We start from the raw sequence: 23,853 nt of genomic DNA, 5'->3' as shown, positions 1-23,853 counted from the left end.
GTGAGCGTTCACGGCCATGGTCACCACGCCCCTCGGCGTACGAGGTGACGGCGGAGCTTGCCGGTCGGGGTGCGGGGCAGTGACGGCACGACGTGGATGGTCCTGGGCACCTTGAAGGCGGCCAGGTGTTCGCGGGCAAGGGCGAGGAGGGCGGCCTGCAGGTCGGACTTGGTGGCCGCGAAGGTCGGGGCGGCCGTGGCCGCCACGCCGATGACGACGTAGGCCCGCAGGGCGGTCGCACCGCGTTCGTCGGCGACGGACGCGACGGCGACCTCCCGTACCGCGGGGTGCCTGCGCAGGACGGCCTCCACCTCCAGCAGGGAGACGGTGATCCCGCCGACCAGCTCCATGTCGTCGGCCCTGCCGAGGATGCGGTACGTGCCGTCCGCCTCGCACCGCGCGCGGTCCCGGGTGGCCAGCCATCCGTCGGCCAGGGCGCGCTCAGTCTCCTCGGGCAGGTTCAGGTATCCGGGGGTCAACGTCGGCCCCCGTACCCAGAGTTCGCCCTCCGTGCCGTCCGGCACCGGGTGTCCCGTACGGTCGCGGAGCTCCAGGTCGAAGCCCGGCACGGGCCGGCCGACGGTGCCCGGGGTGTTCGCGTCGAGGCTGTTGGCGCAGAAGGCGTGTCCGGCCTCGGTGGAGCCGATCTGTTCCAGTACGGGCGCGCCGAGCAGTTCGGTGACGCGTTCGCCGAGTCCGGCGGGCATGCCTTCGCCGGCCGACACCGCGGCGCGTACGGAGGCGAAGCAGGCTGCGTGGTCGTCGGCGCGGTCGGCGACCAGCGCCGCGTACGCCGAGGGGACGGAGTAGAGCAGGGTCACCCGGTGCCGGGCGACGAGTTCGTCCACCGCCGCGGGTGAGGGGCGCCGGTCGACCAGTACGGCCGAGGACCCCGAGAAGAGCGGAAAGACGAAGGCGTTGCCGAAGCCGTAGGCGAAGAACAGTTTGGACACCGACAGGGTCACGTCGTCCGGGGTGATCCGCAGGAGGCGGTCGCCGATGAGGTCGTGGTACTTGCCGGGGTCGCCGTGGCAGTGCACGACGCCTTTGGGGGTGCCGGTCGTGCCGGAGGTGTACTGGATGTAGAGCGGGGTGCGCGGGCCGGCCGGATGGGCCCCGGTGGTCGGCGGGGCACCGCGGGTGAGCGCGACGAGCTGGTCGGCGCCCAGTCGCGTCCGTCCGGCGAACCGCTCCTCCAGGCCCGGTCCGGTCACGCACAGCTCGGCTTCGGCGTCGGCGGCCATGAACTCGTGGTTGGCCGGGGTCAGTTCGGGGTTGACGAGGACCGCGACCGCGCCGAGCCGGGCGGTGGCGAGGAAGGCCGTCACCCAGGCGAGGGAGTCGGGCAGCGCGAGCAGCACCCGGTCGCCGGGGCGGACTCCGTGGTCGGCCAGCACCCCGGCGGCCCGGGACGCGAGGTCGTGCACCTCACCGTGGGTCCAGGCCCGGTGCCCCTGGTGGAAGGCGGGCCGGTCCGTCCAGCCGTTCCGCTCGGCCAGCGCGGCGAGCGCGACGGCCAGGTTGCCGCCCTCGGTGTCCTCGGCGGTGTCCGCGGTTGCGGGGCGGGCCGTGTCGGTGGGGCTCGGGGCGGAGGCGGGGGGCGTCATCGGACCTGCTCCGGCAGGGAGCGGGGCGCGGTGGCGGTGGCCTCGCGGTGGGCCCGTAGCTGAGCGGCGGTCTTGAGCAGCATCTCGTCGTACTCCGCCTCGGAGTCCGAGCCGAGGACGATGGCGCCGCCCGCGCCCAGACGCATCCGGCCGTCGGTGAGGACGGCGGTGCGGATGACGATGTTGAGGTCGGCTCCGCCGCTGCAGCCGAGGTAGCCGACGGCGCCGGAGTAGACGCCGCGGGGCTCGGTCTCCAGCGTGTCGATGATCTCCATCGTCCGCAGTTTCGGTGCTCCGGTCATCGAGCCGCCGGGGAAGCAGGCGCGGACGCAGTCCACCGCGTCGACGCCCTCCCGGAGCCGGCCCTCGACGGTGGAGACGAGCTGGTGCACGGTCGCGTACGTCTCGGTGGCCATCAGGCGGGGGACGCTGACCGTCGCGGTCTCGCAGACGCGGCCGAGGTCGTTGCGGAGCAGGTCGACGATCATCAGGTTCTCGGCGCGGGTCTTGGGGTCGGCGGCGAGCGAGTCCCTGAGCCGGGCGTCCTCCTCCGGGCGGCTGTCGCGGGGGGCGGTGCCCTTGATGGGCTTGGCCTCGGCGACACCGTCCCGGGTGATCCGCAGGAACCGCTCGGGGGACGCGCCCGCCACGGCCAGGTCCCCGAACCTCAGATACGCGGCGTACGGGGCGGGGTTGATGCGCCGGAGCACCCGGTAGTAGGCCAGCGGGTCGGGCGGGGCGGGTAACTCGGCGGCGTTGGTCAGGCAGATCTCGTAGCTGGTGCCGGCTTCGAGTTCACGACGGCAGGCCTCGATGTCGGCGAGGTAGGTCGCCCGGTCGCGGACCAGCCACGGTTCGGCGGCACGGAGGTCGGGCTCGGCGGCGGACGGCGGCGCCGGGGCGGGTTCCGGCGACGACACGAAGCTCAGCTGCGCCACGGCGCCGTCGAGCCAGTCGGTGGCCTCGCGCGTGCCCTGCGGGGTGTTCTCGGCCAGGCAGACGGCGTAGGTGAATCCGTCCCGGTGGTCGACGGCGACGAGCCGGTCGGCGAAGAGCCAGCAGGCGTCCGGGGTGTCGGCCCGGTGGCGGTTCGACGCACCGCAGTCGGCCTTCAACTCGTAGCCGAAGTAGCCGACATAGCCGCCGGTGAAGTCGAAGGGCAGCTCTCCGGCGTCCACCCGGCGGGTCGCCAACTGCCGTTTCAGGTAGTCGAAGACGCTGGCCCGGACCTTCCGTACGGGCCGGCCCGCCCGCTCGATCTCGCAGACGCCGCTGTCGACGTCGTAGCGCACGAACTCGGCCAGCGGGCCGGTGCCGTCGCCGAAGAACGAGAAGCGCGACTGCCCCTCCTCGACCCGTGCGCTGTCCAGCCAGAACGCTCTCGGTGCGTCCGCGCACATCCGGGTGAAGGCCGTCTCGGCGTCCACGGCGGCCGCGATCCGGCGGGTGTGCAGCCGGTAGCCGGCCGGTGCGGGCCGCCGGGGCCGGGGCACGAAGACCGTGCCCGCGGTGTCCTCGGTGTTCTCGGGACGCGGCCTCGGCACCCGGGACTTCGCCGGCCGGACCGGGCGGGGCCGGGCCGCCGTGAGACCCCGGAAGTTCAGGAACAGCCGGTGGCCGAACTCGGTGAGGACGGACTCCGGGTGGAACTGCACGCCCCACAGCGGCCGGCTGCGGTGCCGCAGTCCCATGAGTACGCCGTCCTCGGCCCAGGCGGTGCCCTTGAGGCTCGCCGGCAGTGGTTCGCGCACGGACAGCGAGTGGTAGCGGACCGCGGTGAAGTCCTGCGGCAGTCCGCGGAACAGGTCCTCGCCGTCGTGCCGGATGCGTGAGAGATGCCCGTGCCGTGGTTGCGGTGCGGCCGCCACCCGGCCGTTCTCGGCCGCCGCGATGCCCTGGTGCCCCAGACAGACGCCCAGGACGGGGATGGTGGACTCCGCGAGCACGGTGGCGCTGATCCCGAAGTCACGGGGCCGGCCGGGGTGCCCGGGCCCCGGGGACACCACCACGTTGTCGAACTCCCGGAGGTCCGGGCGAGCGTCGGCCGGGGCGTCGTTGAGGACCACCGTCGGCTCTTCGCCGTTGACCTCGGCCATCAGCTGGAACAAGTTGTACGTGTACGAGTCGTAATTGTCGATGAGCAAGGTCTTCAACCTGCCCACCCCCCTTTATTTGTCTTTCTCAGCCTTGCGCGGTGCGGCGTTTGTGCCGTCCACGGATCGCCTGCAGGGGCGGGTACAGCCATTTCTTGAAGAAACGCTGGAGTCGCGGCATGAGGATCCACGTGACCATGGCCGTGACGGCCAGGCACAGCAGCAAGGTGCGGATGAGAGGGTTGAGGCTGCCGAGATAAGGAAGTATTGCCAAATTGAACAGGAGAACGGGAGGGAAGACCGCGCTCATATTCACGAACCATAACTTCCACTTCGGTGGCGGGCGTGGGGCCGCCGCAGCCGCGGAAGCGGTTTCGTTCTGCGAATCGAACCAGACCCTGGAACCTTGCACGGTCCGCCGCCCGGTCTCCCGGCCAAGCGTCTCGCCGCGCGCCTGCCACTGCGCCCGCTCGGGCGAAGAGTCCCACGCCAGGACGGAATCCTCGCTGGTGAAGCGGTAGACAACATGCCACTCAGCCTCTCCGTCGACGAGTACGCCACCACCGAGAAAGCCCGGTTGCTGCGCGCCGGCACGTAGTACACCCCACCCCCAGGAGTGGAACTCGGCCTCGCGGCCCGGCACCACTCGATACGCGACGGTGACGGTCACGGGATTCCTGGTCACGCCCTGGAATACGGAAAGAGAAGGCTTGCTGTTCAACTCTCAACGGAGTTTTTGCCGCTGCCCGGCTCACGCGCGTTCGTCACCTTTGTGTCCGATTGGGTATGTTTTGCCGGACACTCTCCCGAGCTGCTCTTCGGGATTCCCGGAATCGCTTGCCGGACTCTCGAAAAGAGCGGCACCATCACTCTCGGGGGCACCGTTCACCGGCGACGCGAAGAGCCGAATCAGCCGGACCTGTAAAGAGCAATGAGGAGATCCATGTCCAGGTATGACTGGAGCATGACCCACGCAGGGATCGACAGGGTGCGCGCGGGGATCGAACCGGCCCGTAAAGAGGTGACCGCCCATCCGATCTACCAGCGGATAAACACGCGGGAACAGATGGCGACCTTCATGCAGCACCACGTCTACGCGGTGTGGGACTTCATGTCCCTGCTGAAGTCCCTCCAGCGGGAGTTGACGTGTGTGGACGTCCCCTGGGTGCCCCGCGGCTCACAGGTGAGCCGGCGGCTGATCAACGACATCGTGCTGGTGGAGGAGAGCGACGAGCTCGAGGGCGGCTTCACCAGCCACTTCGAGCTGTACCGGGCCGGAATGACCGAGGCGGGCGCGGACACCTCACGCCTGGACACGTTCCTCGCACTGCTCGCGGAGGGGCACGACGTGCCCGCCGCGCTGCGGGTCGCCCAGGTCCCCGGCCCCGCCGCCGAGTTCGTCCGTACGACGTTCGGGATCATCCACGACCGCCCGCTCCACGCCCGGGCGGCGGCCTTCGCCTTCTCCCGGGAGGACCTCATCCCGGACATGTTCGACCAGGTGATCAGGAAGGAGGGCGCCGACCGGTTCCCGGTCTTCTGCGACTACCTGGCCCGTCACATCGAGGTCGACGGCGAGGAGCACACACCCATGGCCATGGCCATGGTGGCCGACCTGTGCGGCGACGACGACACCCGCTGGCAGGAGGCCGCGGAGACCGCGGCCCTCGCCCTGGAGGCCAGGTCCCGGTTCTGGGACGCAATCGTGGAAGCCATGGAGCACTCCGGCGGCTGAGGCGGAGACGAGACCGGCCTCCAGACGGGCCCTACGGGGGCGTGTGCGGCGTCCGGTGGGGCCGACGGCGGTTGCCCCGGAAGCCGATCCCGGCTCGGCGCAACGGGCACCCGAAGACCCGATGCGTGACGAGGCCGGGCGGGCGATGGAATGAGCGACGGACTCCGTACTGCCGGAAGGCAGGCTCGCCGGAGACCGGACGCAGGCCGGAGACCGGGCCCGCGACGGAACCCCGGCCCGTCGCGGGCAGGCACACCGGAAAGCCGGGTGCGCTGCGAAAGGGGGGCCGGGCCGACGAGGTAGGCCCGGACACCCGCGGACCGATGGGGCGGCGGCCCTACCGCTCTCGCGGGCCCGCCGTACTGTCGCGCACCACCAACCGCGTGGGCACGAGCGTGGTCCCGTGCTCCGGCACGTCCTGGTGCATCTGCCGCAGCACACCCTCGACGCAACGGCGGCCCACCTCGGCGAAGTCCTGGTGGACGGTGGTCAGGGGCGGCAGGAACGAGCCGGCCTCGGGAATGTCGTCGAAGCCGATGACACTGACGTCGTCGGGCACGTACCGGCCCCGCTCGTGCAGAGCACGCAGCAGGCCGAGCGCCATCTGGTCGTTGGCCGCGAACACCGCCGTGCAGTCCCGCTGTTCGGCCAGTTCGAGGCCGGCCCGGTAGCCGGACTCGGCCGACCAGTCGCCGCGCACCACCGGGGGCGTGGCGCGGCCCGCCTCGGTGAGCTCGGCGCGCCAGGCATCGGCCCGGCGCTGCGCCGCGAAGGACTCCTCGGGGCCCGCCAGGTGCCAGACCGTGTCGTGGCCGAGGCCGAGCAGGTACCGCACGGCGTCGCGGCTGCCGCCCGCCTGGTCGGTGTCGACCACCGTGTAGCGGTCACCCGCGTCGGAGTCGGCCACGACCACCTTTATGTGCGGCGGCAGCGAGAGGGTCACCGCGTCGAGCAGGTGGACCTCCAGGATGACGATGACGGCGTCGACGGCCAGCTCCCCCAGCCGGGAGAACGCCCCACGCACCTCGTCCTGGGTCGGGACGGCGACCGGCAGAAGGGTCACGGCATAGCCCTCGTGCGCCGCGGAGGTCGCGATCGCCTCCAGCGTGCGGACGTTACCGGTGGTCGACAGCCCGAAGGTGATGACGCCTATGGTGCGGAACTCACCGCGCTTGAGCGCCCGGGCGGCGCTGTTGGGCCGGTAGCCCAGCTCGCGCATGGCCTCCAGCACCTGCTGCCGGGTCTCCTCGTTCACACCCGCGTAACCGTTGGAGACACGCGAGACGGTCTGCGAGGAGACGCCGGCCAGACGGGCGACGTCCGCCATGGACGCGCTCTGCGTCCGGCGGGAGGCCCGCTTCCTGTTACGCGCCGCGGCCTGCGGTCTGCTCGCCGAGGCGCTGTCCGTCGTGTCCACCCGTCTCCCTCGCTGAACGAACCACAGTTTCCTCAAATGACCCTTGACCACCGTCAACGGGGCAGTGTAGACATGCCGCCATCAGATGTTTACGTAAACATAACAGGCCACGGGGTCTTCCGGACCTGGATGTTTACGCAAACATCAGCGGCGTGCGACGCCGGGTTCGCGAGAGGGACGAGCGAGGAACGACATGACGACGCTACAACCGCCGGCGGCCGCGAAGCGGCGCCCGGCCCGGCCTCCCGCGCAGGGGAACCGCCGCTCCTGGACGGGGTGGGGGTTCATCGGTCCCTTCGTGGCCGTGTTCGCCCTTGTCTTCCTGGCACCGATCGTGTATTCGATCTACCTCAGCCTGTTCCGGGACCAGCTGATCGGCGGCACCACCTTCGTCGGCCTGGACAACTACACCCAGGCACTCAAGGACGAACGGTTCTGGGACTCGCTCGCACGGGTCTCGCTCTTCCTGGCGATCCAGGTGCCGATCATGCTCGGCATCGCCCTGCTGATCGCCCTCGCGCTGGACAGCGGACGCCTCTTCGGCAAGGACTTCTTCCGCATCGCGATCTTCCTGCCCTACGCCGTGCCCGCCGTGGTCGCCACCCTGATGTGGGGCTTCATGTACGGCACCAAGTACGGGCTGGTGGGTGACATCAACGACGCGTTCGGCGTCACCCTGCCCGACCCGCTCTCCAGCGACCTGGTCCTGGCGTCGATCGGCAACATCGTCACCTGGGAGTTCATCGGCTACAACATGCTGATCTTCTACTCCGCGCTACGGGTCATCCCGCTCTCCCTCTACGAGGCCGCGGAGATCGACGGCGCCGGGCAGTTCCGCGTCATCTCCTCCATCAAGCTCCCCGCGATCCGTGGCGCCCTGGTCATCGCGACGATCTTCTCGATCATCGGCAGCTTCCAGCTCTTCAACGAGCCGGCCATCCTGCGGCCCCTGGCGCGCAACGCCATCACGACCGACTTCACCCCGAACTTCTACACGTACTCGCTGTCCTTCAACGGCCAGCAGCACAACTACTCCGCGGCGGTCGCCATCATCATGGGGCTGATCACCATGGTCATCGCCTATGTCGTGCAGCTCCGCGGCATGCGCAAGGGAGCGTGACCTCATGAGCAGTTCCATCACCACCCCCTCCCAGAGCGCATCCGCCCCGGCCGCCGACGTGAACAAGAGCGCGCCTCGACTGCGCACCCGCCGCAAGCACACTCCCGGCCGTCCCAAGCGCAGCGTCCTGCTGACCGTGCTCACCGGCCTGATCCTGCTCTACACCGTGGTGCCCCTGCTGTGGCTGGTCATCAGCGCCACCAAGACCCAGGAAGGGCTCGCCGACTCGTCGGGCCTGTGGTTCAGCAACGACTTCGCCCTCTGGGACAACATCAGCGAGACGTTCTCGTACAACGACGGGATCTTCGTCCGCTGGCTGCTGAACACCCTGCTGTACGTCGTGCTCGGCGCCGGCGGCGCCACCCTCCTGGCGATCCTCGGCGGCTACGCGCTGGCGAAGTTCACCTTCCCCGGGAAGCGCGCCGTCTTCGCCGTGGTCATCGGGGCCGTCGCCGTCCCGGGCACCGCCCTGGCCGTGCCCACCTTCCTGATGTTCAGCAAGATGGGACTCACCGACACTCCGTGGGCGGTGATCATCCCCTCGCTGGTCTCGCCCTTCGGCCTGTACCTGATGTGGGTCTTCGCCACCGAGGCGATCCCCACCGAACTGATGGAAGCCGCCCGCATCGACGGGGCCGGCGAGGTGCGCACCTTCTTCCAGGTGGCCCTGCCGCTCCTCGCCCCGGGCACGGTGACCGTGCTGCTGTTCACCACGGTCGCCACCTGGAACAACTACTTCCTGCCGCTGATCATGCTCAAGGACCCGGACTGGTATCCCCTGACCCTGGGTCTGGACGCCTGGAACAACCAGGCACAGACGATCGGCGGCGACGTGATCTTCAACCTGGTGATCACCGGGTCGCTGCTCACCATCGTGCCGCTCATCGCCGCGTTCCTGCTCCTCCAGAGGTTCTGGCAGTCCGGACTCGCGGCCGGAAGCGTCAAGGAATGACCCGCCCCCAGGCCCTCACCCCTCTTCGGCCCATCTCCTCCACCCTCACCCGGTCCCACCCACGCAGAAGTGGAAGCACCTCCATGCGCAGAACGTCACACCGCCTGATGCGCGGCCTCGCCGTCCTCTCCGTCCTCGCCCTCGGCGCCACCGCCTGCGGCGGCTCCGACGACGACAGCTCCGGCCAGAAGCCGGTCTCCGCCGACAGCATCCAGGCGGCCCTCAAGAAGGGCGGCTCGGTCACGGTCTGGGCCTGGGAGCCCACGCTGAAGTCGGTCGCCGCCGACTTCCAGAAGAAGTACCCCAAGGTCAAGATCAACCTGGTCGGCGAGCGGTCGGGCGACAAGCACTACACCGCCCTGTCGAACGCCATCTCGGCCGAGAAGGGCGTCCCGGACGTCGCGCAGGTCGAGTACTTCGCGCTGAGCCAGTACGCCCTCACCAAGGGCCTCAGCGACCTGGCTCCCTTCGGCGCGGACAAGCTCAAGTCCAAGTACACCCCCGGCCCGTGGAACGCGGTGAGCGAGGGCAAGGCGGTCTACGGCCTGCCGATGGACTCCGGCCCGATGGCGATGTTCTACAACAAGAAGGTCTTCGACAAGCACAAGGTCGCCGTCCCCACCACCTGGGACGAGTACGTCGAGGCCGCTGCCAAGCTGCACAAGGCCGACCCCAAGGTCTACATCGCCAACGACGCCGGCGACGCGGGCTTCACCACCAGCATGCTGTGGCAGGCCGGTTCGCGCCCCTACAAGGTCGACGGCACCGACGTGAAGATCAACTTCGATGACGCGGGCGCCAAGAAGTACACCGACACCTGGCAGAAGCTCATCGACGACAAGCTCGTCTCGCCCATCAACGGCTGGACCGACGACTGGTACAAGGGCCTGGGCGACGGCACCATCGCCACCCTGACCACCGGCGCCTGGATGCCTGCCAACTTCGTGACCGGCGTGCCGAACGCCGCCGGTGACTGGCGCGCAGCGCCCATGCCCGCCTGGACCAAGGGCGACAAGGCGACCGCGGAGAACGGCGGCAGCTCGCTGACCCTGCCCGCGCTCGGCAAGAACAAGGAACTCGCCTACGCCTTCGTCGAGTACGCGAACTCCGGTGAGGGCGTGCAGACCCGCGTCAAGCAGGGCGCCTTCCCGGCGACCACGGCGGAGCTCGAGTCCACCGAGTTCCAGAACACCAAGTTCGAGTACTTCGGCGGGCAGCAGGCCAACAAGATCTTCGCCGACTCCGCGGCCAACGTCGCCTCCGACTGGTCGTACCTGCCCTTCCAGCAGTACGCCAACTCGATCTTCAACGACACCGTCGGCAAGGCCTACGTCTCGAACACCAAGCTCTCGGCCGGCCTGAAGTCCTGGCAGGACGCGTCCATCAAGTACGGCAAGGAGCAGGGCTTCACCGTCGAGTAGTCGACGCCCTACCCCGCCGCCCCCGCGCACCACTCCGGAAGGACCACGATGATCTCCACCCTCCTGTCCCAGCTGAACGGGCCGGACGGTGACTCCACCCCTCGCCTCGCGTACGGCGCCGACTACAACCCCGAGCAGTGGCCTCGCGAGGTGTGGGAGGAGGACGTACGGCTGATGCGTGAGGCCGGCGTCAACCTGGTGTCCGTGGGGATCTTCTCCTGGGCCCGCATCCAGCCGGCCCAGGACGAGTGGGACTTCGGATGGCTCGACGAGGTCATGGACCTGCTGCACGCGGGCGGCATCGGGGTCGACCTGGCCACCGCCACCGCGTCCCCGCCGCCCTGGCTCACCACGGCGCACCCGGAGATCCTTCCGGTGACCGCCTCCGGTGAGACGGTGTGGCCGGGGGCGCGGCAGCACTGGCGGCCCACCTCGCCCGTCTTCCGCGACCACGCGCTGCGCCTGGTACGGAAGATGGCCGAGCGGTACGCGGACCACCCCGCGCTGGTGGCCTGGCACGTGTCGAACGAGCTGGGCTGCCACAACATCTACGACTTCTCGGACGACGCGGCCATTGCGTTCCGCGACTGGCTGCGCGCCCGCTACACCACACTCGACGCCCTCAACCACGCCTGGGGCACGGCCTTCTGGTCGCAGCGCTACAGCGCCTGGGAGCAGATCCTGCCGCCCCGACTGACCGGTTCGCACCCCAACCCCACGCAGCAGCTGGACTTCAAGCGCTTCTCCTCCGACGCGCTGAAGGAGTACCTGCGCGCGGAGCGGGACGTGCTGCGGGAGATCACGCCGGGCGTGCCGGTCACCACCAACTTCATGGTGATGGGCGGCACCAAGGGCATGAACTACCCCGACTGGGCGGGCGAGATCGACTTCGTCTCCAACGACCACTACGTCCACCCCGGACCGCAGGACCGGGACGAGCTGTCGTTCTCCGCGAACCTCACCAGCGGTATCGCGGGCGGCCGCCCGTGGTTCCTGATGGAGCACTCCACCAGCGCGGTCAACTGGCAGCCCGTCAACGTGGCCAAGCGGCCCGGCGACCTGGCCCGCGACTCGCTGCTGCACGTCGCGCACGGCGCCGACGCCGTGTGCTTCTTCCAGTGGCGTCAGTCGGCCGCCGGCGCCGAGAAGTACCACTCGGCGATGGTGCCGCACGCCGGCGCCGACAGCGAGGTCTTCCGCGCGGTCGCCGCCCTGGGGCAGACCCTCAAGACACTGGCACCGCTCGCGGGCTCCGAGCGCGAACCGGCGCGGGTGGGCATCGTCTACGACTGGGAGTCGTGGTGGGCGAGCGAGCAGGACTCGCACCCCACCGCCCTCCTCGACTACCGCCAGGAAGCCCTGGACTGGTATTCGGCGCTCCTCGCACTGGGTGTCCGGGCCGACGTCGTGACCACCACGACGGACCTCGACCGGTACGACGTCCTGATCACACCCGTGCTGCACGTGATCCCCGCACCGCTGGCCAAGGAGCTCACGCGGTACGTCGAGACCGGCGGGCACCTCGTCACCACGTACTTCTCCGGAGTCGTCGACGAGAACGACCACATCTGGCTCGGCGGCCACCCCGGCGCCCTGCGCGAGCTGCTCGGTATCCGTATCGAGGAGTTCGGCCCGCTGCTCGACGGTGACACCGTCGAACTGGACGGCGCCGGTACGGGCACCCTGTGGACCGACCGCATCACCGTCACCGATCCCTCGGTGGACGTGCTGGCCCACTACCGCAGCGGCACGTACGCGGGCCGGCCCGCCGTCACCCGGCGCGCGGTGGGACAGGGCTCGGCCGCCTACGTCTCCACCCGGCTCGGCACCGACGGGCTGGCCGGTCTGCTGCCGGCACTGCTCGGCCCGGCCGGCGTCGAGAGCGAACTGCCCGAGGACGCACGGGGATCGGTCGAGCAGACCGTCCGCCGTGGACCCGACGGCCGGTTCCTGTTCCTGGTCAACCGGACCGACGAGAACGTGCCGCTGACGGGCCTCGCCGGAGAGGTCCTGGTCGGCGACACAGACGCCGGGGGCGGTCTCGTCCTGGGGCCCAGGGACGTCGCCGTGGTGCGACAGCCCGCCGGCTGAACCGCACACCGCACTTCCCGCACCGACTCCTCGAACGGCACCACGCCTGTCCGAGAGCCCTTCCTCCTGCCCGACGGGCGGGGGGTCTCCACCGCGCAGCTACCACCACCGCAGTTGGGAGCACACGATGGCACGCCGTACCCGCAACAGACGGCTCCTCGGAGCCGCCGGCCTCACCGCCCTGGCCACCGGGGCCGCTCTGGTATCCGCCCCGTCGTCCACGGCACAGGTCACGGCGGCGGACACCGCGTCCGTCACCGTGAAGCCCGACCCCTCGTACAAGCAGGAGAAGTTCGAGGGCTGGGGCACCAGCCTGGTCTGGTTCGCCAACGCCACCGGCGACTATCCCAAGCCGATACGCGAGAAGCTCGCCAAGCTCCTCTTCGGCGACGACGGTCTCGCGCTGAACATCGCCCGCTACAACATAGGCGGCGGCAACGCCCCGGACGTCAAGGACTACCTGCGCGCCGGCGGTGCCGTCGAGGGCTGGTGGAAGGCCCCCGCGGGCACCACGCGCGAGGACACCGACTGGTGGAGCGCCGACGACCCGGCCGACTGGAACAAGAACGCCGACGCCACCCAGCGCTGGTGGGTCGACCACATCAAGGACGACATCGACCACTGGGAGACGTTCAGCAACTCCCCGCCGTGGTTCATGACCGAGAGCGGCTACGTCTCCGGCGGGTTCAACGCCACCGACGACCAGCTCAAGACGGAGTCGGTCGACGACTTCGCGGCCTACATGGCGGGGGCGACCAAGCGGCTGGAGAAGGCCGAGGACATCAAGGTCGACACCGTCGACCCGTTCAACGAGCCCAACACCAACTACTGGAGCACCCGCCTGGGCGCCGACGGCCAGCCGGTCGGGGGCCGTCAGGAAGGGGCGCACATAGGCCCCGAGCTCCAGCAGAAGGTCATCAAGGCCCTGGCCCCCGCGCTGAAGAAGGCGAAGACCAAGGCGGAGATCTCCGCGATGGACGAGACCAACCCGTCCATCTTCTCGCAGAACTGGAACACCTACCCGCAGGACGTGCGGGACCTCGTCGACCAGATGAACGTCCACACCTACGGCACCGGTCAGCGCACCACCGTCCGTGACCTGGCCAAGGCGGCCGACAAGCCGCTGTGGCAGAGCGAGGTCGAGGGCGACTGGGGCGACGGGCAGAGCTTCACGGACATGCGGCCGGGACTGGGTCTCGCCCAGCGCATGGTCGACGACCTGCGTGAACTGGAGCCCAAGGCCTGGGTGTTCTGGCAGCCCGTCGAGGACTACGACAACATGAAGCCGGGCGGCGAGTCCGCCAAGGGCGGCAACTGGGGCAGCATCCAGCTCTCGTTCAGCTGCACCTCGAAGGACACGCTGAAGTCCTGCCCGATCTACACCAACACGAAGTTCGACACCGCCCGCAACTTCACGCACTACATCAAGCCGGGTGACCGGCTGATCAAGACGGACGACACCTCCAGCGCGGCGGCCGTCTCCAGGAAGGGCGACGGCGCGACCGTCGTCCACGTCAACAGCACCGCCGAGTCCCGTGCGGTCACGGTCGACCTGTCGAAGTTCGGCAAGGTCAGCCGCAACGCCACCGTCACTCCCGTCGTGACGAGCGCCGACGGCAAGCTCGACCGCCACAAGGCCGTCAAGGTCAGTGACCGCAAGGCCACCTTCACCGTGCCGGCTCAGTCGGTGACCTCGTTCGTGGTCAAGGGCGTCTCCGGTGTCGCGAAGGACGCCGCCGAGCTGCGCAAGGGTCACACCTACGAGCTGACCGGTGTCCAGAGCGGCAAGGCGCTGACCGTCGCCGACAACGGCACGGGCCTCGTCATCAGGACGGCGAAGACAGACGCGGCCGGCCAGCAGTGGAAGCTGCGCCAGATCTCCGGCGACACCGGCAACCGGCAGCGGTACGTGTTCAGCAACCCGGTGGAGGGCAAGCGCCTGGCCGTCCGTGACGGCGCCCCGGTGCTGGAGGCCGACACCGGCCCGCGCGACAAGGCCACCCAGTGGATCATGTCGACGACCGGTGACGGCACCTGGACCCTCGTCAACGCGGCCACCGGGCGACTTCTCGAGGTCGGCGGTCAGGCCACCAACGAGGGAGCGGCCGTGACGCTGTGGACGCCCAACTCGGGCAACAACCAGCGCTGGAAGGTCTCGGACGTGTCCCACCAGGCCGACTAGCAGCCGCCCTGGCGTCACCACCGCCACCCATCTCTGTGCCCGCCGTCCCGTACGGCGGGCACAGACGTATGTCCACCCGACTTTCCCGTCCGGTTCCAAAGGGACCGACGACGCCTTACCGGCCGATGTCCCGGCGCCTCGCGCCGAGACCGTGACAGGCGGGGACCGTCATGAACACATCCGTTCCCTACGATGACCCGGTGACCAGTGACACCGCGGCGGAGGCGGGCGCCGACGCCGACGCCCACACGAAGACAGAGGTCGGCTCGTGGCCCCAGCGGCTGCGCCGGTTCGGGTTCGCAGGGCACCCGCGGACCGACACCCGGGAACTGCTGGTTCCGCCCTTCCCCGAACCAGGCACCCGCGCCGGGGAGTTCATCGGCCTCAGCCCCGTGTCGGCGTACCGCGTCGCGAAGGCCATGGGCTGGATCGGTCCGCTCCTCGTGACCGTCCTGGCCGCGGCGATCCGCTTCTGGAACCTGGGCCGGCCCCGGAGCCTCGTGTTCGACGAGACCTACTACGCCAAGGACGCGTGGGCGCTGCTCAGGCTCGGCTACGAGGGGACCTGGCCGGACCGCAAGGTCGCCGATCCGCAGATCGTGGCGGACCCGCAGGTGATCCCGCTCTCCGACGCCGGAAGTTTCGTCGCGCATCCGCCGATGGGCAAGTGGGTGATCGCCCTCGGTGAGTGGATGTTCGGTCTCGATCCGTTCGGCTGGCGTTTCATGGTCGCGCTGCTCGGCACGCTGTCGGTTCTGATGCTGTGCCGCATCGGGCGCCGTCTGTTCCGTTCGACGGCGCTGGGCTGCCTGGCCGGACTGCTGATGGCGGTGGACGGCCTGCACTTCGTGATGAGCCGGGTGGCGTTGCTCGATCTCATCGTCATGTTCTTCGTCCTGGCGGCGTTCGGTTCCCTGCTCGTCGACCGGGACCGGGCCCGGGCCCGTCTCGCGGCGAGTCTGCCGGTGGGCGCGGACGGTTTCGCGGGCCCCGACCGGCACACGGGCGAGCAGGCGGGAACGGGTTTCCGGCCGTGGCGGGTCGCGGCCGGCGTCTTCCTGGGGCTGGCCGCCGCCAGCAAGTGGAACGGCCTCTACTTCCTGGCGTTCGTCGTGGTCATGACCCTGCTGTGGGATGTCGGGGCGCGCCGCGTCGCCGGAGCACGACGACCGTATCTGGCCGTCCTGCGCAAGGACGCCGGGTGGTCGGTGCTCTCCGTCGTGCCGGTCGCCCTGGTCGCCTACCTCGCCACCTGGACCGGCTGGTTCCTGACCGACAAGGGCTACGGTCGGCACTGGGCGGACGACCGCGGCGGCCTCTGGTCGTGGATCCCGGCCGCGCTGCGCAGTCTGTGGCACTACGAGAGCGGGGTCTACGACTTCAACGTCGGGCTGCACACCCCGCACCCCTACGACTCGAGTCCGTGGAGCTGGCTGGTGCTGGGGCGCCCGGTGGCCTACTCCTACGAGACGGACTTCGCCCAGGACGGCTGCCGCACCGCCGACGGCTGCTCCCAGGCCGTCCTTGCACTGGGCACACCGCTGCTGTGGTGGTCGGCGTGTTTCGCGCTGCTGTATCTCCTCCACCGATGGGCCATGCGCCGCGACTGGCGCGCGGGGGCCGTCCTGTGCGCGGTGGCGGCGGGCTACCTGCCCTGGTTCCAGTACCAGGACCGTACGATCTTCTCCTTCTACGCGGTCGCCTTCGTGCCGTATCTGTGCCTGGCCGTGGCGATGGCGGTGGGGGCGCTGCCGGGGCCACCGGGGGCAGGTGAGAGGCGCCGGGTGGCGGGCACGGTCGCCGCGGGCGTCTTGGTGCTGCTCGTCGTCTGGAACTTCATCTGGTTCTTCCCCGTCTACACGGGCGAGACGATCCCGCATGCGAGCTGGTACTCGAGGATGTGGTTCGACACCTGGATCTGAGCAGGGCGGTCCTCGGAGGGTCCGGCCGGGGCGGCGGTCACGGTCGAGAGGGCCGTGCACGAAAGAACCGCACGGTGACAGCGGGTCACCGTACGGTCCGTTCTCGTGCTGCGTGCGTGCCGGGGCGGGGTCCGGCACGTCACCGCCGGCGGCTCCTGCTCCCCCACCCGCTACCGACCCCGGCGACATGCAGGGCCAGCAGTGCCAGCCCGATGAGCATCACGTTCGTCGATGTGAATACGTCGTTGGTCGAGATGTCCGCGGCATTGATCAGGAAAGCGATGAGGAACAGGACCGCCGCTGCGATGCTGAGCACGGATTCTCCTCTCTTAGGTGGTCGGGGCGTGATCGGCTCACACCCCACACCTGCCGTGTGCCCCGGCCCGGCCGGAACAGACGCGGGAGACGCGCCGCGGTACGAGTCCGGCTGCCGCTCGGAAGGCGGCCGCAGACGGGCACCCATGAATCGCACCGATCGTGGTACTCGCCCACCACACGGGAATCACCAGAGACCATCGCATTCTGGATTACCTAGCATCCCCACCAGACCCGGCATGAGTAAGCCCCCCGCCATCGGGAAGGTGGAAGCACGGAATCAGCACAGCCCTGCGGGGAGCGGGCTGGGGAAGGCGCAATGGCGACCGAGCCGCGTTGGGACGACAAACTGCCTTCTGAGGAGACGTACACCCGGACCACGACCTTCCCCGGCGAGCTGCCCAATGTGACGGGCGCCAGAATCGCCGCGGAGGATTTTCTTCTTGCGCTCACGCGCACCGCACCGCCGACCGCCCCGGAGCACTGGGACGACATCCTGCTGGTCGTCACGGAGCTGGCGGCCAATGCGGTGCAGTACGCGCCGGGCCCCTTCGAGCTGCGCCTGCGGCGGACGTTCGACGGTGTGCACGTGACGATGCACGACACCAGCAGCACCCCGCCCGCGCCTCGTCCCTTCCATCCCGGCCGGGGTGGCGGCGGAGTCGGATGGCACCTGATCCACACGCTGTGCGACCAGGTGAGTGTCGTGGCCACCGACAAGGGCAAGGACATCCACGTGTTCCTGCCCTGGTGAGGGCATCGACCCGCGTACGTCGCACCACGGCACACCTCGGAAACGAGAGGGCCGGATTCCTCGGACAGGGCCTCGGACGAGCGGAGACCGCCTTCGTCCGAGGCCCTTCGTGGTCGGCCGTTCCCGGTCAGACGAGCGGTACCAGCACGCTGACGGTCTTGCCGCCCCCCGGTCGCCTGTCGATGGCGATCTCACGTGCCAGCCGGATCACCAGCGGCCAGCCGTACCCGTTGACCTGGTGGTTGGGCGGAAGCGCTCCGGGGCCGAAGGCGACGGCGGGCACGACGTCACTGTGGTCGTGCACGGCCAGTCGCACCCCCTCGGGCGTGGGCGTCACGTCGAACCCGGCCAGCCCGCCGCCGTGCCGAATGGCGTTGGTGACGAGCTCCGAGACCACCAGCGAGAGATCGATGAGGGCCGCCTCCGTCGCCGTGCGGCCGGCGCGGTTCCAGCGCTCGACCACAACGGCCCGGGCGTGCGCGCGGGCCATCGCCGCGGTCGTGATGGGGGCTGCCGCCATCGACGTCCCCCCAAGGGTGCGGCCCGCCGACGCGAAGGCGGTCATGTGGATTGGGTCCATGTGCGTCGTGCCCCTGAACTCTGCTTCTTCGGTGCCGGGTGCCGGCCTGGTACCCCCGGGCGGCCTCACGGCCAGGTCACCGTGCACGACACCGCCCTCACTGCCGGGTCCTGTCGCGGGGGCGAGCCACTCGCCGTCGGCTTCGCGTCCGTTCCCTCGCGCCACGTCCCGTCGGGATCCGTCTTCCCCCTGAACCCGTATCCAGTGCCGGCAGATCCCCCGGCCGTCCACCGCACCCGATCAGGCCGTGGTGGACGGCCGGGGCGGAAGGCTCCGGTAGTAGTCACCGACCCCGGCGAGATACCCGGGGTCCAGCGTCTCGCGGTCCGTCTCGAACCGGGGCGCGGCCTTGATCTCCTCCTCGGTGCACGCCACCTTGATCTCCTGGGCCTTCGGGTCGATGGCCGTGACGACGCCCACGGGTATCAGCACACTCCTGCCGAACAGCCAGACCCCGGTGTCGACGATCAGATGCCGCATCCCGGATTCGTCCGCCTGCCGGTCCACTCGCCCGATCGTCCCGTCGACCGCGGCGACCGTGAACCCCGTGAGCCGCTGTCCCTCCATGTGCCCGCTGCCCGATGAGTACGACCAGATTCCGTCGGTGGTCACGCCGCTCCTGCCTTCCCCGTGTTCGAGTCCGTGAGGAGTACCGCGGTCGGCATCCGCCGTCCGCCTTTCCTCCACGGGCAGCCAATACCCCGCTGCCGGACCGGCATTCGTGACGGCTTCCTCACAACGGCCGCTTCCGGCCCCGGGCGGGCCGTCGGGCCCATGAGGCGGAGACTCCGCCTCCGCGCGACGAACGGACGAGAAAGCGCGGCGCGTCGAAATCGGGTGGCGTACCCCCCGGACAGCGGGGCACCAGAGGTTCTGGAGGTTGATAGCAATGGTTCCCCTTATTCTTGTCCTTCTGCTCGCCCTGCTGCTTTTCGGTGCGGGTTTCGCACTCAAGGCGCTGTGGTGGATCGCGGTCATCGTGCTGGTGCTGTGGCTGCTCGGCTTCATCGTGCGGCCGACCGCTTCCGGTGGTCGCCGCGGACGGTGGTACCGCTGGTAGCAGGGCATGAGCTCCGGAGTGCCGACCATGGCACCCGTCATCCGGAACAGCGAGAATTCCCAGGGAGGAATGAGGAATGACGTCGTCTCGAACCGAGCCCAAGTACACCGTTCCCGGACTCAGCACCCAGGACGGCGGCAAGATTATCGAGCAGCTCCGCCTGAGGCTGCACGCGCTCAATGACCTTTCGCTGACTCTGAAGCACATTCACTGGAATGTGGTCGGCCCGCATTTCATCGCCATTCACGAAATGCTCGACCCGCAGGTCGAGCAGGTCCGCGGCATGGCCGACGACACCGCCGAGCGCGTCTCGGCGCTGGGAGGTGTGCCCGCGGGCACACCCGGCGCCCTCGTCGCCGAGCGGACCTGGGACGACTACGACGTCGGGCGGGCCGATGCCATCGCGCATCTCGGCGCCCTCGACCTGGTGTACACCGGCATCATCGAAGGCCACCGCGCCACGCTCGCCGAGGTCGGCGAGGTCGACCCGGTGACGGAGGACCTCCTCATCGAGCAGCTGCGCGCTCTCGAACAGTTCCAGTGGTTCGTGCGTGCGCACCTCGAGAGTTCCGGCGGCGCCCTGTCCACGGCCGGCGCCCACACCGAGAACCAGGCAGCGCGCTCGGCTCAGCAGAGCAGCACCCCGTAGCAGGCGGGCGCACGAGTGGGGCCCCGGATCCGCGGTGGATCCGGGGCCCCACTGTTGCGTCAGGGCTGTTGCGTCAGGCGCGGGACACGTAACTGCGGATCGTCGTGCCGTCGTCGTCGCTGTGCAGGCGCACCAGGTCCGAGAGGTAGTGGACGAGCAGGAGACCCCGGCCGCCGAGCTGGTCGGGGCGCGCGGGGCGGCGGCCCACGAGCGGGTCGGACAGCCGGCCGACGTCCCTGACCTGACAGACGATCTGTTCACTCTGCGCCCACAGGCACAACGTCCCCGCGCCGCCCGCGTGGACCACGCTGTTCGTGGTCAGTTCGGCGACGATCAGGGCCAGGTCCTGCAGACGGACCTCGCCCATCCCCCGCTCCCGCGCCTGCGCGAGCGCGAAGTCCCGGACCGCGGGCAGCGCTTCGGCGTCGAAGTCGAAGGTCGCGGCGCCGGGCGGGTGGCGCAGCGGTTCGTTGCAGCGGGCGAGTACCTTCCCCGGGTCGTACGCGTCGCTGGCCCACTCCCGTCCGCCGATGATGAGGACGGGGTGGGTGGCGTGGGCGTCGGTGAGCACGTCTTCCGAGAGCGACCGGGCGTCGTACGGGCACAGGATGATCACGTCCCGGCCGCTGAACGCCTCGTTGATGAGGGCCTCGTGCTGGACGCAGGCGGGGTACTCCGCGGCGGTGCGGCCGGGCCAGATCGGCTCGCCGATGATGCGCACGCGACGATCCGTCCGGGAGTCCGCGAAGGCGCGCAGGACGGAAGGGATGATGCGGCCCGGGTTGCGGCCGGCCATGGTCATGTCGACGAGATGCACGGCTTTCGCCGCCTGTCCCAGTGCCGTGGTGATCAGCTCGAGCCGCGGGGCGGGGGCGGCCACCGCGACGGGCTCCGACGCCGCCAGCCCTTCCAGCACGAAAGGCACCGTGCCCGCCAGGTACTCCTGGTCGTCACGGTAGAAGAGCGCCGGGTGCACGAAAGAGGCATCGGATCCCGGCGCGGTGGCCGTCGTCATACAGGCGCTCCCGTCGGCGGGGGTACGGGCCCGTCTTCCGGACGGCTCCGTCGCCGCGTCCGCGCGACCTGCGCGAAGGCCGCTGCCGACCGGTTCGGCCGGGGCGGCTCGCCACCGCCCGGCCACGGGATCGACGACGAGTTGTCCTTGCTGCCCATCAGGTCCACCGGTCTCACCCCGGGGGCCACAATACGCCGTCGCACTGGCGTTCCCTCATCGTCCTCGGACGAACAGGGCGCACAGGCCGGGCCGGCCGCACCCGAGTGCGACCGGCCCCGGGGTTCACTGCGACACGGTCTCGCCGGCTTCACGCGCCTCGACGACACCGGCGCCGGTGCACCGAACCGGCATCGGCGCCACGGGCCGTTGCGCCGCGGCGAGCTGGCGGCGCGCCTTCTCCAGGGCCAGCGGTACGTCGCGCGTGCCGGTCGACACGCAGAGGGTGTAGGCGAGGTCCTGCGACCGCTGGTTCGTCTTCGCCGCGCCGCTCTCGGCCTCGCGTGCGATGAGCGCCTCGTACTCCTCGACGAGCTTGCGCAGTGTTGCGGGGTGGGGCATCAGCATGTGTCTCACTCCTTGAGGACGTAACCGTGGATCAACCGCGGGTTCGAGGGGTCCCGGTGGGGCACCACGTGTGGCGCCGGGGCCCTGGGGGTCGTGTCACACGGCCCCCGGCCGGCCCTTGGAGCCACCGCGGGCGGAGCGCGGCGGCCTGCCCAGCGCCTCCTCCCGCACGCGTGCGCAGCTGCGGCTGATGAGGCGCGAGACGTGCATCTGGGAGATGCCGAGCTGGTCGGCGATGTGGTTCTGCGTCATGTCCTCGAAGAAGCGCATGTACAGGATGTTCCGCTCGCGTTCGGGGAGCCGGCGCAGCCCTTCCTTCGCCGCTTCTCGGTCGACGACCACGTCGTAGGAGGAGTCCGACTCCCCCAGGGTGTCCGCGAGGCTGTAGTTGTCGTCCGCGGACGACAACTCGGCGTCCAGGGACAGCGTGCTGAAGCTCTCCATCGCCTCCATGCCCGCGCCGACCTCGTCCTCCGTCAGCCCGGTGTGCGCCGCGATATCGGCGACCGTCGGCTCCGGGGCCCCGGGGTTCAGCGTGAGATCCCGGCGGGCGATCCGCACCTTGTTGCGCAGCTCCTGCACCCGGCGGGGCACTCTCAGCGCCCACATGCGGTCGCGGAAGTGCCGCTTCACCTCACCGGTGATGGTGGGCACGGCGTAGCTCTCGAAGGCCCCGCGGGAGGGGTCGTACCGGTCTATCGCCTTCACCAGCCCGACCGCCGCGACCTGGCGCAGGTCCTCGATGGACTCGCCCCGGTCGCGGAACCGGCCCGCGATGCGGTGGGCCATGGGCAGCCACGCCGTCGCCAGCTCGTCGCGGACGGCGTCCCGTTCCGGTCCGTCCTCCAGCCCGGCCAGCCGGGCGAAGTCGGTCGCGGAGTCAGGGGCGTCGTCGTGCGGATGCCTCGTGGTGGACCGGACGGACGGGCCTGGTTCGGTTGCCGCCCCCGTGGAAACGGGCTTCGCCTCGGTAAGCGCAGGCTCCTCGAGGCGGCTTGTCGACAAGTCGATACGCATGCGGATTCGCTCCTGAACAAGTGGCTTGCGAGGGGATGCCGCAGAAGGATGGCCACCGATATGCCGGAGGGCCACCGCAGCGGGCCGAGCCGCTCCTGCGGGGTGTGCCTCCGGTCCGAAGCACGAAATTCCGCTTGCCCTTGCTCACGGAGGAGAAACACCCCGTCTCGAAATCGACGGTGCGGCGTACTGACGACCCGTCACCCCGTCCGCCTCGCGGCCCGCACGTACGCACCGTCGACACGCGCTCGACGGAGAGCGGCCGGCGTCGACTTCTGGCCAGATCGCCCACAGCCCCCGTACTTTTTTTCAGATCAGGGGGAATGAGTCGCGTGAAGCGGGGCAGACGGCGTGTGTCATCAACAGCGACGACGAGTGGGGTGGACGGCATGGCAGCCGTGACGGCAGGCGAGGCAACGGCCACGGCGCAGGGGACTCAGGCGGCGCACGAGACGGGACTCCCTTTCATCGACGACCCGTCGCGCGTCAAGCCGAAGGACGCCCGGGAGCTGTCCCGGCAGTTCTTCGACCGCTTGGCCGTGCTCGAAGAGGGCACGCACGAGTACCAGTACGCGCGCAACACCCTGATCGAGATGAACCTCTCGCTCGTCCGGTACGCGGCCTCGCGCTTCCGCGGCCGGGGGGACTCGATGGAGGACATCGTCCAGGTCGGCACCATAGGCCTCATCAAGGCCATCGACCGGTTCGAGCTGTCCCGCGAGGTGGAGTTCACCTCCTTCGCCGTTCCGTACATCGTCGGCGAGATCAAGCGCTTCTTCCGTGACACGAGCTGGGCCGTCCATGTGCCGCGCCGGCTGCAGGAGGCCCGGGTCGAGCTGGCGAAGGCCACGGAGGAACTGCGGACCCGCCTGGGACGCACCCCCACGACCAGCGAGCTGTCGCAGCTCATGTCGCTGCCCGAGGAGGAGGTCATCGAGGCCCGCAAGGCGGCGAACTGCTACAACTCCTCGTCGCTCGACGCGGCCCTGGCCCCCGACAACGGCTCGCACGGCGAGTCCGTCCTGGCCGACTTCATCGGGGAGGACGACCGTTCGCTGGAGCTCGTGGACGACCTGCACTCCCTGGCGCCCCTCATCGCGGAGCTCGACGAGCGCGAGCGCCTGATCATCCACCTGCGGTTCGTCGAGGAGCGCACCCAGGCGGAGATCGGCGAGATGATCGGCATCTCCCAGATGCACGTGTCGCGCCTGATCAGCCGCATCATCAAGCGCCTCCGCGCCGGTCTGCTCGACCCCGCGGTGGCCTGACGTCCCACCCCCGCCTCGTCCGACCGGCCCCCGCGCCGGTGTCCGAGCCCGCGGTCGCGATCCCGAGTTCGACTCACCGGGACCGCGACGG

The 23,853-nt window shown here is 69.8% G+C and carries 21 protein-coding genes; 11 read left to right on the top strand and 10 right to left on the bottom strand.

From position 1 onward, the window contains the following. Nucleotides 1-20: 20 nt before the first annotated feature. From KUF83_RS22750 to KUF83_RS22740, 3 genes are read right to left on the bottom strand one after another with little or no spacing between them, the layout of a single operon-like run. Nucleotides 21-1,607 carry an AMP-binding protein gene (locus tag KUF83_RS22750; RefSeq protein ID WP_217456628.1) on the bottom strand — a complete coding sequence of 529 codons (1,587 nt, stop codon included), beginning with the start codon at nucleotides 1,605-1,607 and terminating at the stop codon, nucleotides 21-23. Beyond that, nucleotides 1,604-3,760: an aminodeoxychorismate synthase component I gene (pabB, locus tag KUF83_RS22745; RefSeq protein WP_217456627.1), complete on the bottom strand. Its 2,157-nt coding sequence runs from the start codon at nucleotides 3,758-3,760 to the stop codon at nucleotides 1,604-1,606. The genes KUF83_RS22750 and pabB overlap by 4 nt, the downstream gene beginning before the upstream one ends. A gap of 28 nt (nucleotides 3,761-3,788) precedes the next feature. Then, nucleotides 3,789-4,421 (bottom strand): antibiotic biosynthesis monooxygenase, encoded by a 633-nt coding sequence (locus KUF83_RS22740; RefSeq protein ID WP_254644238.1) that lies wholly within the window; start codon nucleotides 4,419-4,421, stop codon nucleotides 3,789-3,791. Between the two features lie 243 nt (nucleotides 4,422-4,664). Between KUF83_RS22740 and KUF83_RS22735 the strand changes: the two genes are divergently transcribed. Further along, a complete protein-coding gene (locus KUF83_RS22735; RefSeq protein ID WP_254644237.1) occupies nucleotides 4,665-5,435 on the top strand; it encodes a DUF3050 domain-containing protein in 771 nt (256 codons plus the stop codon). Nucleotides 5,436-5,772: 337 nt separating this feature from the next. Here KUF83_RS22735 and KUF83_RS22730 read toward each other — a convergent pair whose 3' ends face one another. Then, nucleotides 5,773-6,852, bottom strand: a complete 1,080-nt coding sequence (locus KUF83_RS22730) for a LacI family DNA-binding transcriptional regulator (protein WP_374106131.1) — start codon at nucleotides 6,850-6,852, stop codon at nucleotides 5,773-5,775. Nucleotides 6,853-7,045: 193 nt separating this feature from the next. On the opposite strand from KUF83_RS22730, the gene KUF83_RS22725 reads away from it, so the two are divergent. The 6 genes from KUF83_RS22725 (at nucleotide 7,046) to KUF83_RS22700 (ending at nucleotide 16,540) form a co-directional block, all read left to right on the top strand. After that, complete coding sequence (locus tag KUF83_RS22725; RefSeq protein ID WP_217456625.1) at nucleotides 7,046-7,972, top strand: carbohydrate ABC transporter permease; 927 nt, start codon at nucleotides 7,046-7,048, stop codon at nucleotides 7,970-7,972. A gap of 4 nt (nucleotides 7,973-7,976) precedes the next feature. Continuing rightward, nucleotides 7,977-8,924, top strand: a complete 948-nt coding sequence (locus KUF83_RS22720) for a carbohydrate ABC transporter permease (RefSeq protein WP_217456624.1) — start codon at nucleotides 7,977-7,979, stop codon at nucleotides 8,922-8,924. 83 nt (nucleotides 8,925-9,007) lie between these two features. Beyond that, the gene (locus KUF83_RS22715; protein WP_217456623.1) at nucleotides 9,008-10,345 is read left to right on the top strand and encodes an ABC transporter substrate-binding protein; all 1,338 of its coding nucleotides are present in this window, start codon (nucleotides 9,008-9,010) and stop codon (nucleotides 10,343-10,345) included. 48 nt (nucleotides 10,346-10,393) lie between these two features. Next, nucleotides 10,394-12,436 carry a beta-galactosidase gene (locus KUF83_RS22710; RefSeq protein ID WP_217456622.1) on the top strand — a complete coding sequence of 681 codons (2,043 nt, stop codon included), beginning with the start codon at nucleotides 10,394-10,396 and terminating at the stop codon, nucleotides 12,434-12,436. 127 nt (nucleotides 12,437-12,563) lie between these two features. After that, entirely contained in the window at nucleotides 12,564-14,618 is a 2,055-nt protein-coding gene (locus tag KUF83_RS22705; protein WP_217456621.1) for an RICIN domain-containing protein, read from the top strand. A 200-nt stretch (nucleotides 14,619-14,818) separates the two neighbouring features. After that, a complete protein-coding gene (locus KUF83_RS22700; protein ID WP_308403098.1) occupies nucleotides 14,819-16,540 on the top strand; it encodes a phospholipid carrier-dependent glycosyltransferase in 1,722 nt (573 codons plus the stop codon). A gap of 139 nt (nucleotides 16,541-16,679) precedes the next feature. Here KUF83_RS22700 and KUF83_RS22695 read toward each other — a convergent pair whose 3' ends face one another. Continuing rightward, complete coding sequence (locus KUF83_RS22695) at nucleotides 16,680-16,856, bottom strand: hypothetical protein (protein ID WP_217456619.1); 177 nt, start codon at nucleotides 16,854-16,856, stop codon at nucleotides 16,680-16,682. 318 nt (nucleotides 16,857-17,174) lie between these two features. Between KUF83_RS22695 and KUF83_RS22690 the strand changes: the two genes are divergently transcribed. Next, complete coding sequence (locus tag KUF83_RS22690; RefSeq protein ID WP_217456618.1) at nucleotides 17,175-17,609, top strand: ATP-binding protein; 435 nt, start codon at nucleotides 17,175-17,177, stop codon at nucleotides 17,607-17,609. Nucleotides 17,610-17,736: 127 nt separating this feature from the next. Here KUF83_RS22690 and KUF83_RS22685 read toward each other — a convergent pair whose 3' ends face one another. Both KUF83_RS22685 and KUF83_RS22680 read right to left on the bottom strand, forming a co-directional pair. After that, nucleotides 17,737-18,174 carry an ATP-binding protein gene (locus KUF83_RS22685; protein WP_217456743.1) on the bottom strand — a complete coding sequence of 146 codons (438 nt, stop codon included), beginning with the start codon at nucleotides 18,172-18,174 and terminating at the stop codon, nucleotides 17,737-17,739. A 255-nt stretch (nucleotides 18,175-18,429) separates the two neighbouring features. Further along, nucleotides 18,430-18,801 carry a PRC-barrel domain containing protein gene (locus KUF83_RS22680; protein ID WP_217456617.1) on the bottom strand — a complete coding sequence of 124 codons (372 nt, stop codon included), beginning with the start codon at nucleotides 18,799-18,801 and terminating at the stop codon, nucleotides 18,430-18,432. Nucleotides 18,802-19,078: 277 nt separating this feature from the next. Between KUF83_RS22680 and KUF83_RS22675 the strand changes: the two genes are divergently transcribed. After that, nucleotides 19,079-19,249 (top strand): hydrophobic protein, encoded by a 171-nt coding sequence (locus KUF83_RS22675; RefSeq protein WP_217456616.1) that lies wholly within the window; start codon nucleotides 19,079-19,081, stop codon nucleotides 19,247-19,249. A 76-nt stretch (nucleotides 19,250-19,325) separates the two neighbouring features. Further along, nucleotides 19,326-19,898, top strand: coding sequence for a DNA starvation/stationary phase protection protein (locus KUF83_RS22670; protein ID WP_217456615.1), 573 nt, complete (start codon nucleotides 19,326-19,328; stop codon nucleotides 19,896-19,898). 73 nt (nucleotides 19,899-19,971) lie between these two features. Here KUF83_RS22670 and KUF83_RS22665 read toward each other — a convergent pair whose 3' ends face one another. From KUF83_RS22665 to KUF83_RS22655, 3 genes are all read right to left on the bottom strand, one after another. Continuing rightward, complete coding sequence (locus KUF83_RS22665; protein ID WP_217456614.1) at nucleotides 19,972-20,913, bottom strand: sensor histidine kinase; 942 nt, start codon at nucleotides 20,911-20,913, stop codon at nucleotides 19,972-19,974. Nucleotides 20,914-21,195: 282 nt separating this feature from the next. After that, complete coding sequence (locus KUF83_RS22660) at nucleotides 21,196-21,477, bottom strand: DUF5133 domain-containing protein (protein ID WP_217456613.1); 282 nt, start codon at nucleotides 21,475-21,477, stop codon at nucleotides 21,196-21,198. A gap of 96 nt (nucleotides 21,478-21,573) precedes the next feature. Continuing rightward, a complete protein-coding gene (locus KUF83_RS22655; protein WP_217456612.1) occupies nucleotides 21,574-22,494 on the bottom strand; it encodes a SigB/SigF/SigG family RNA polymerase sigma factor in 921 nt (306 codons plus the stop codon). 389 nt (nucleotides 22,495-22,883) lie between these two features. On the opposite strand from KUF83_RS22655, the gene KUF83_RS22650 reads away from it, so the two are divergent. Next, nucleotides 22,884-23,762 (top strand): RNA polymerase sigma factor SigF, encoded by an 879-nt coding sequence (locus KUF83_RS22650; RefSeq protein ID WP_217456611.1) that lies wholly within the window; start codon nucleotides 22,884-22,886, stop codon nucleotides 23,760-23,762. The last annotated feature ends 91 nt before the right edge of the window (nucleotides 23,763-23,853 follow it).

This window comes from Streptomyces sp. BV286 (assembly GCF_019090165.1).
Taxonomy (GTDB): domain Bacteria; phylum Actinomycetota; class Actinomycetes; order Streptomycetales; family Streptomycetaceae; genus Streptomyces.
Note: the sequence above shows the minus strand (reverse complement) of the source record. Positions and strands in the feature narration are given on the sequence as shown.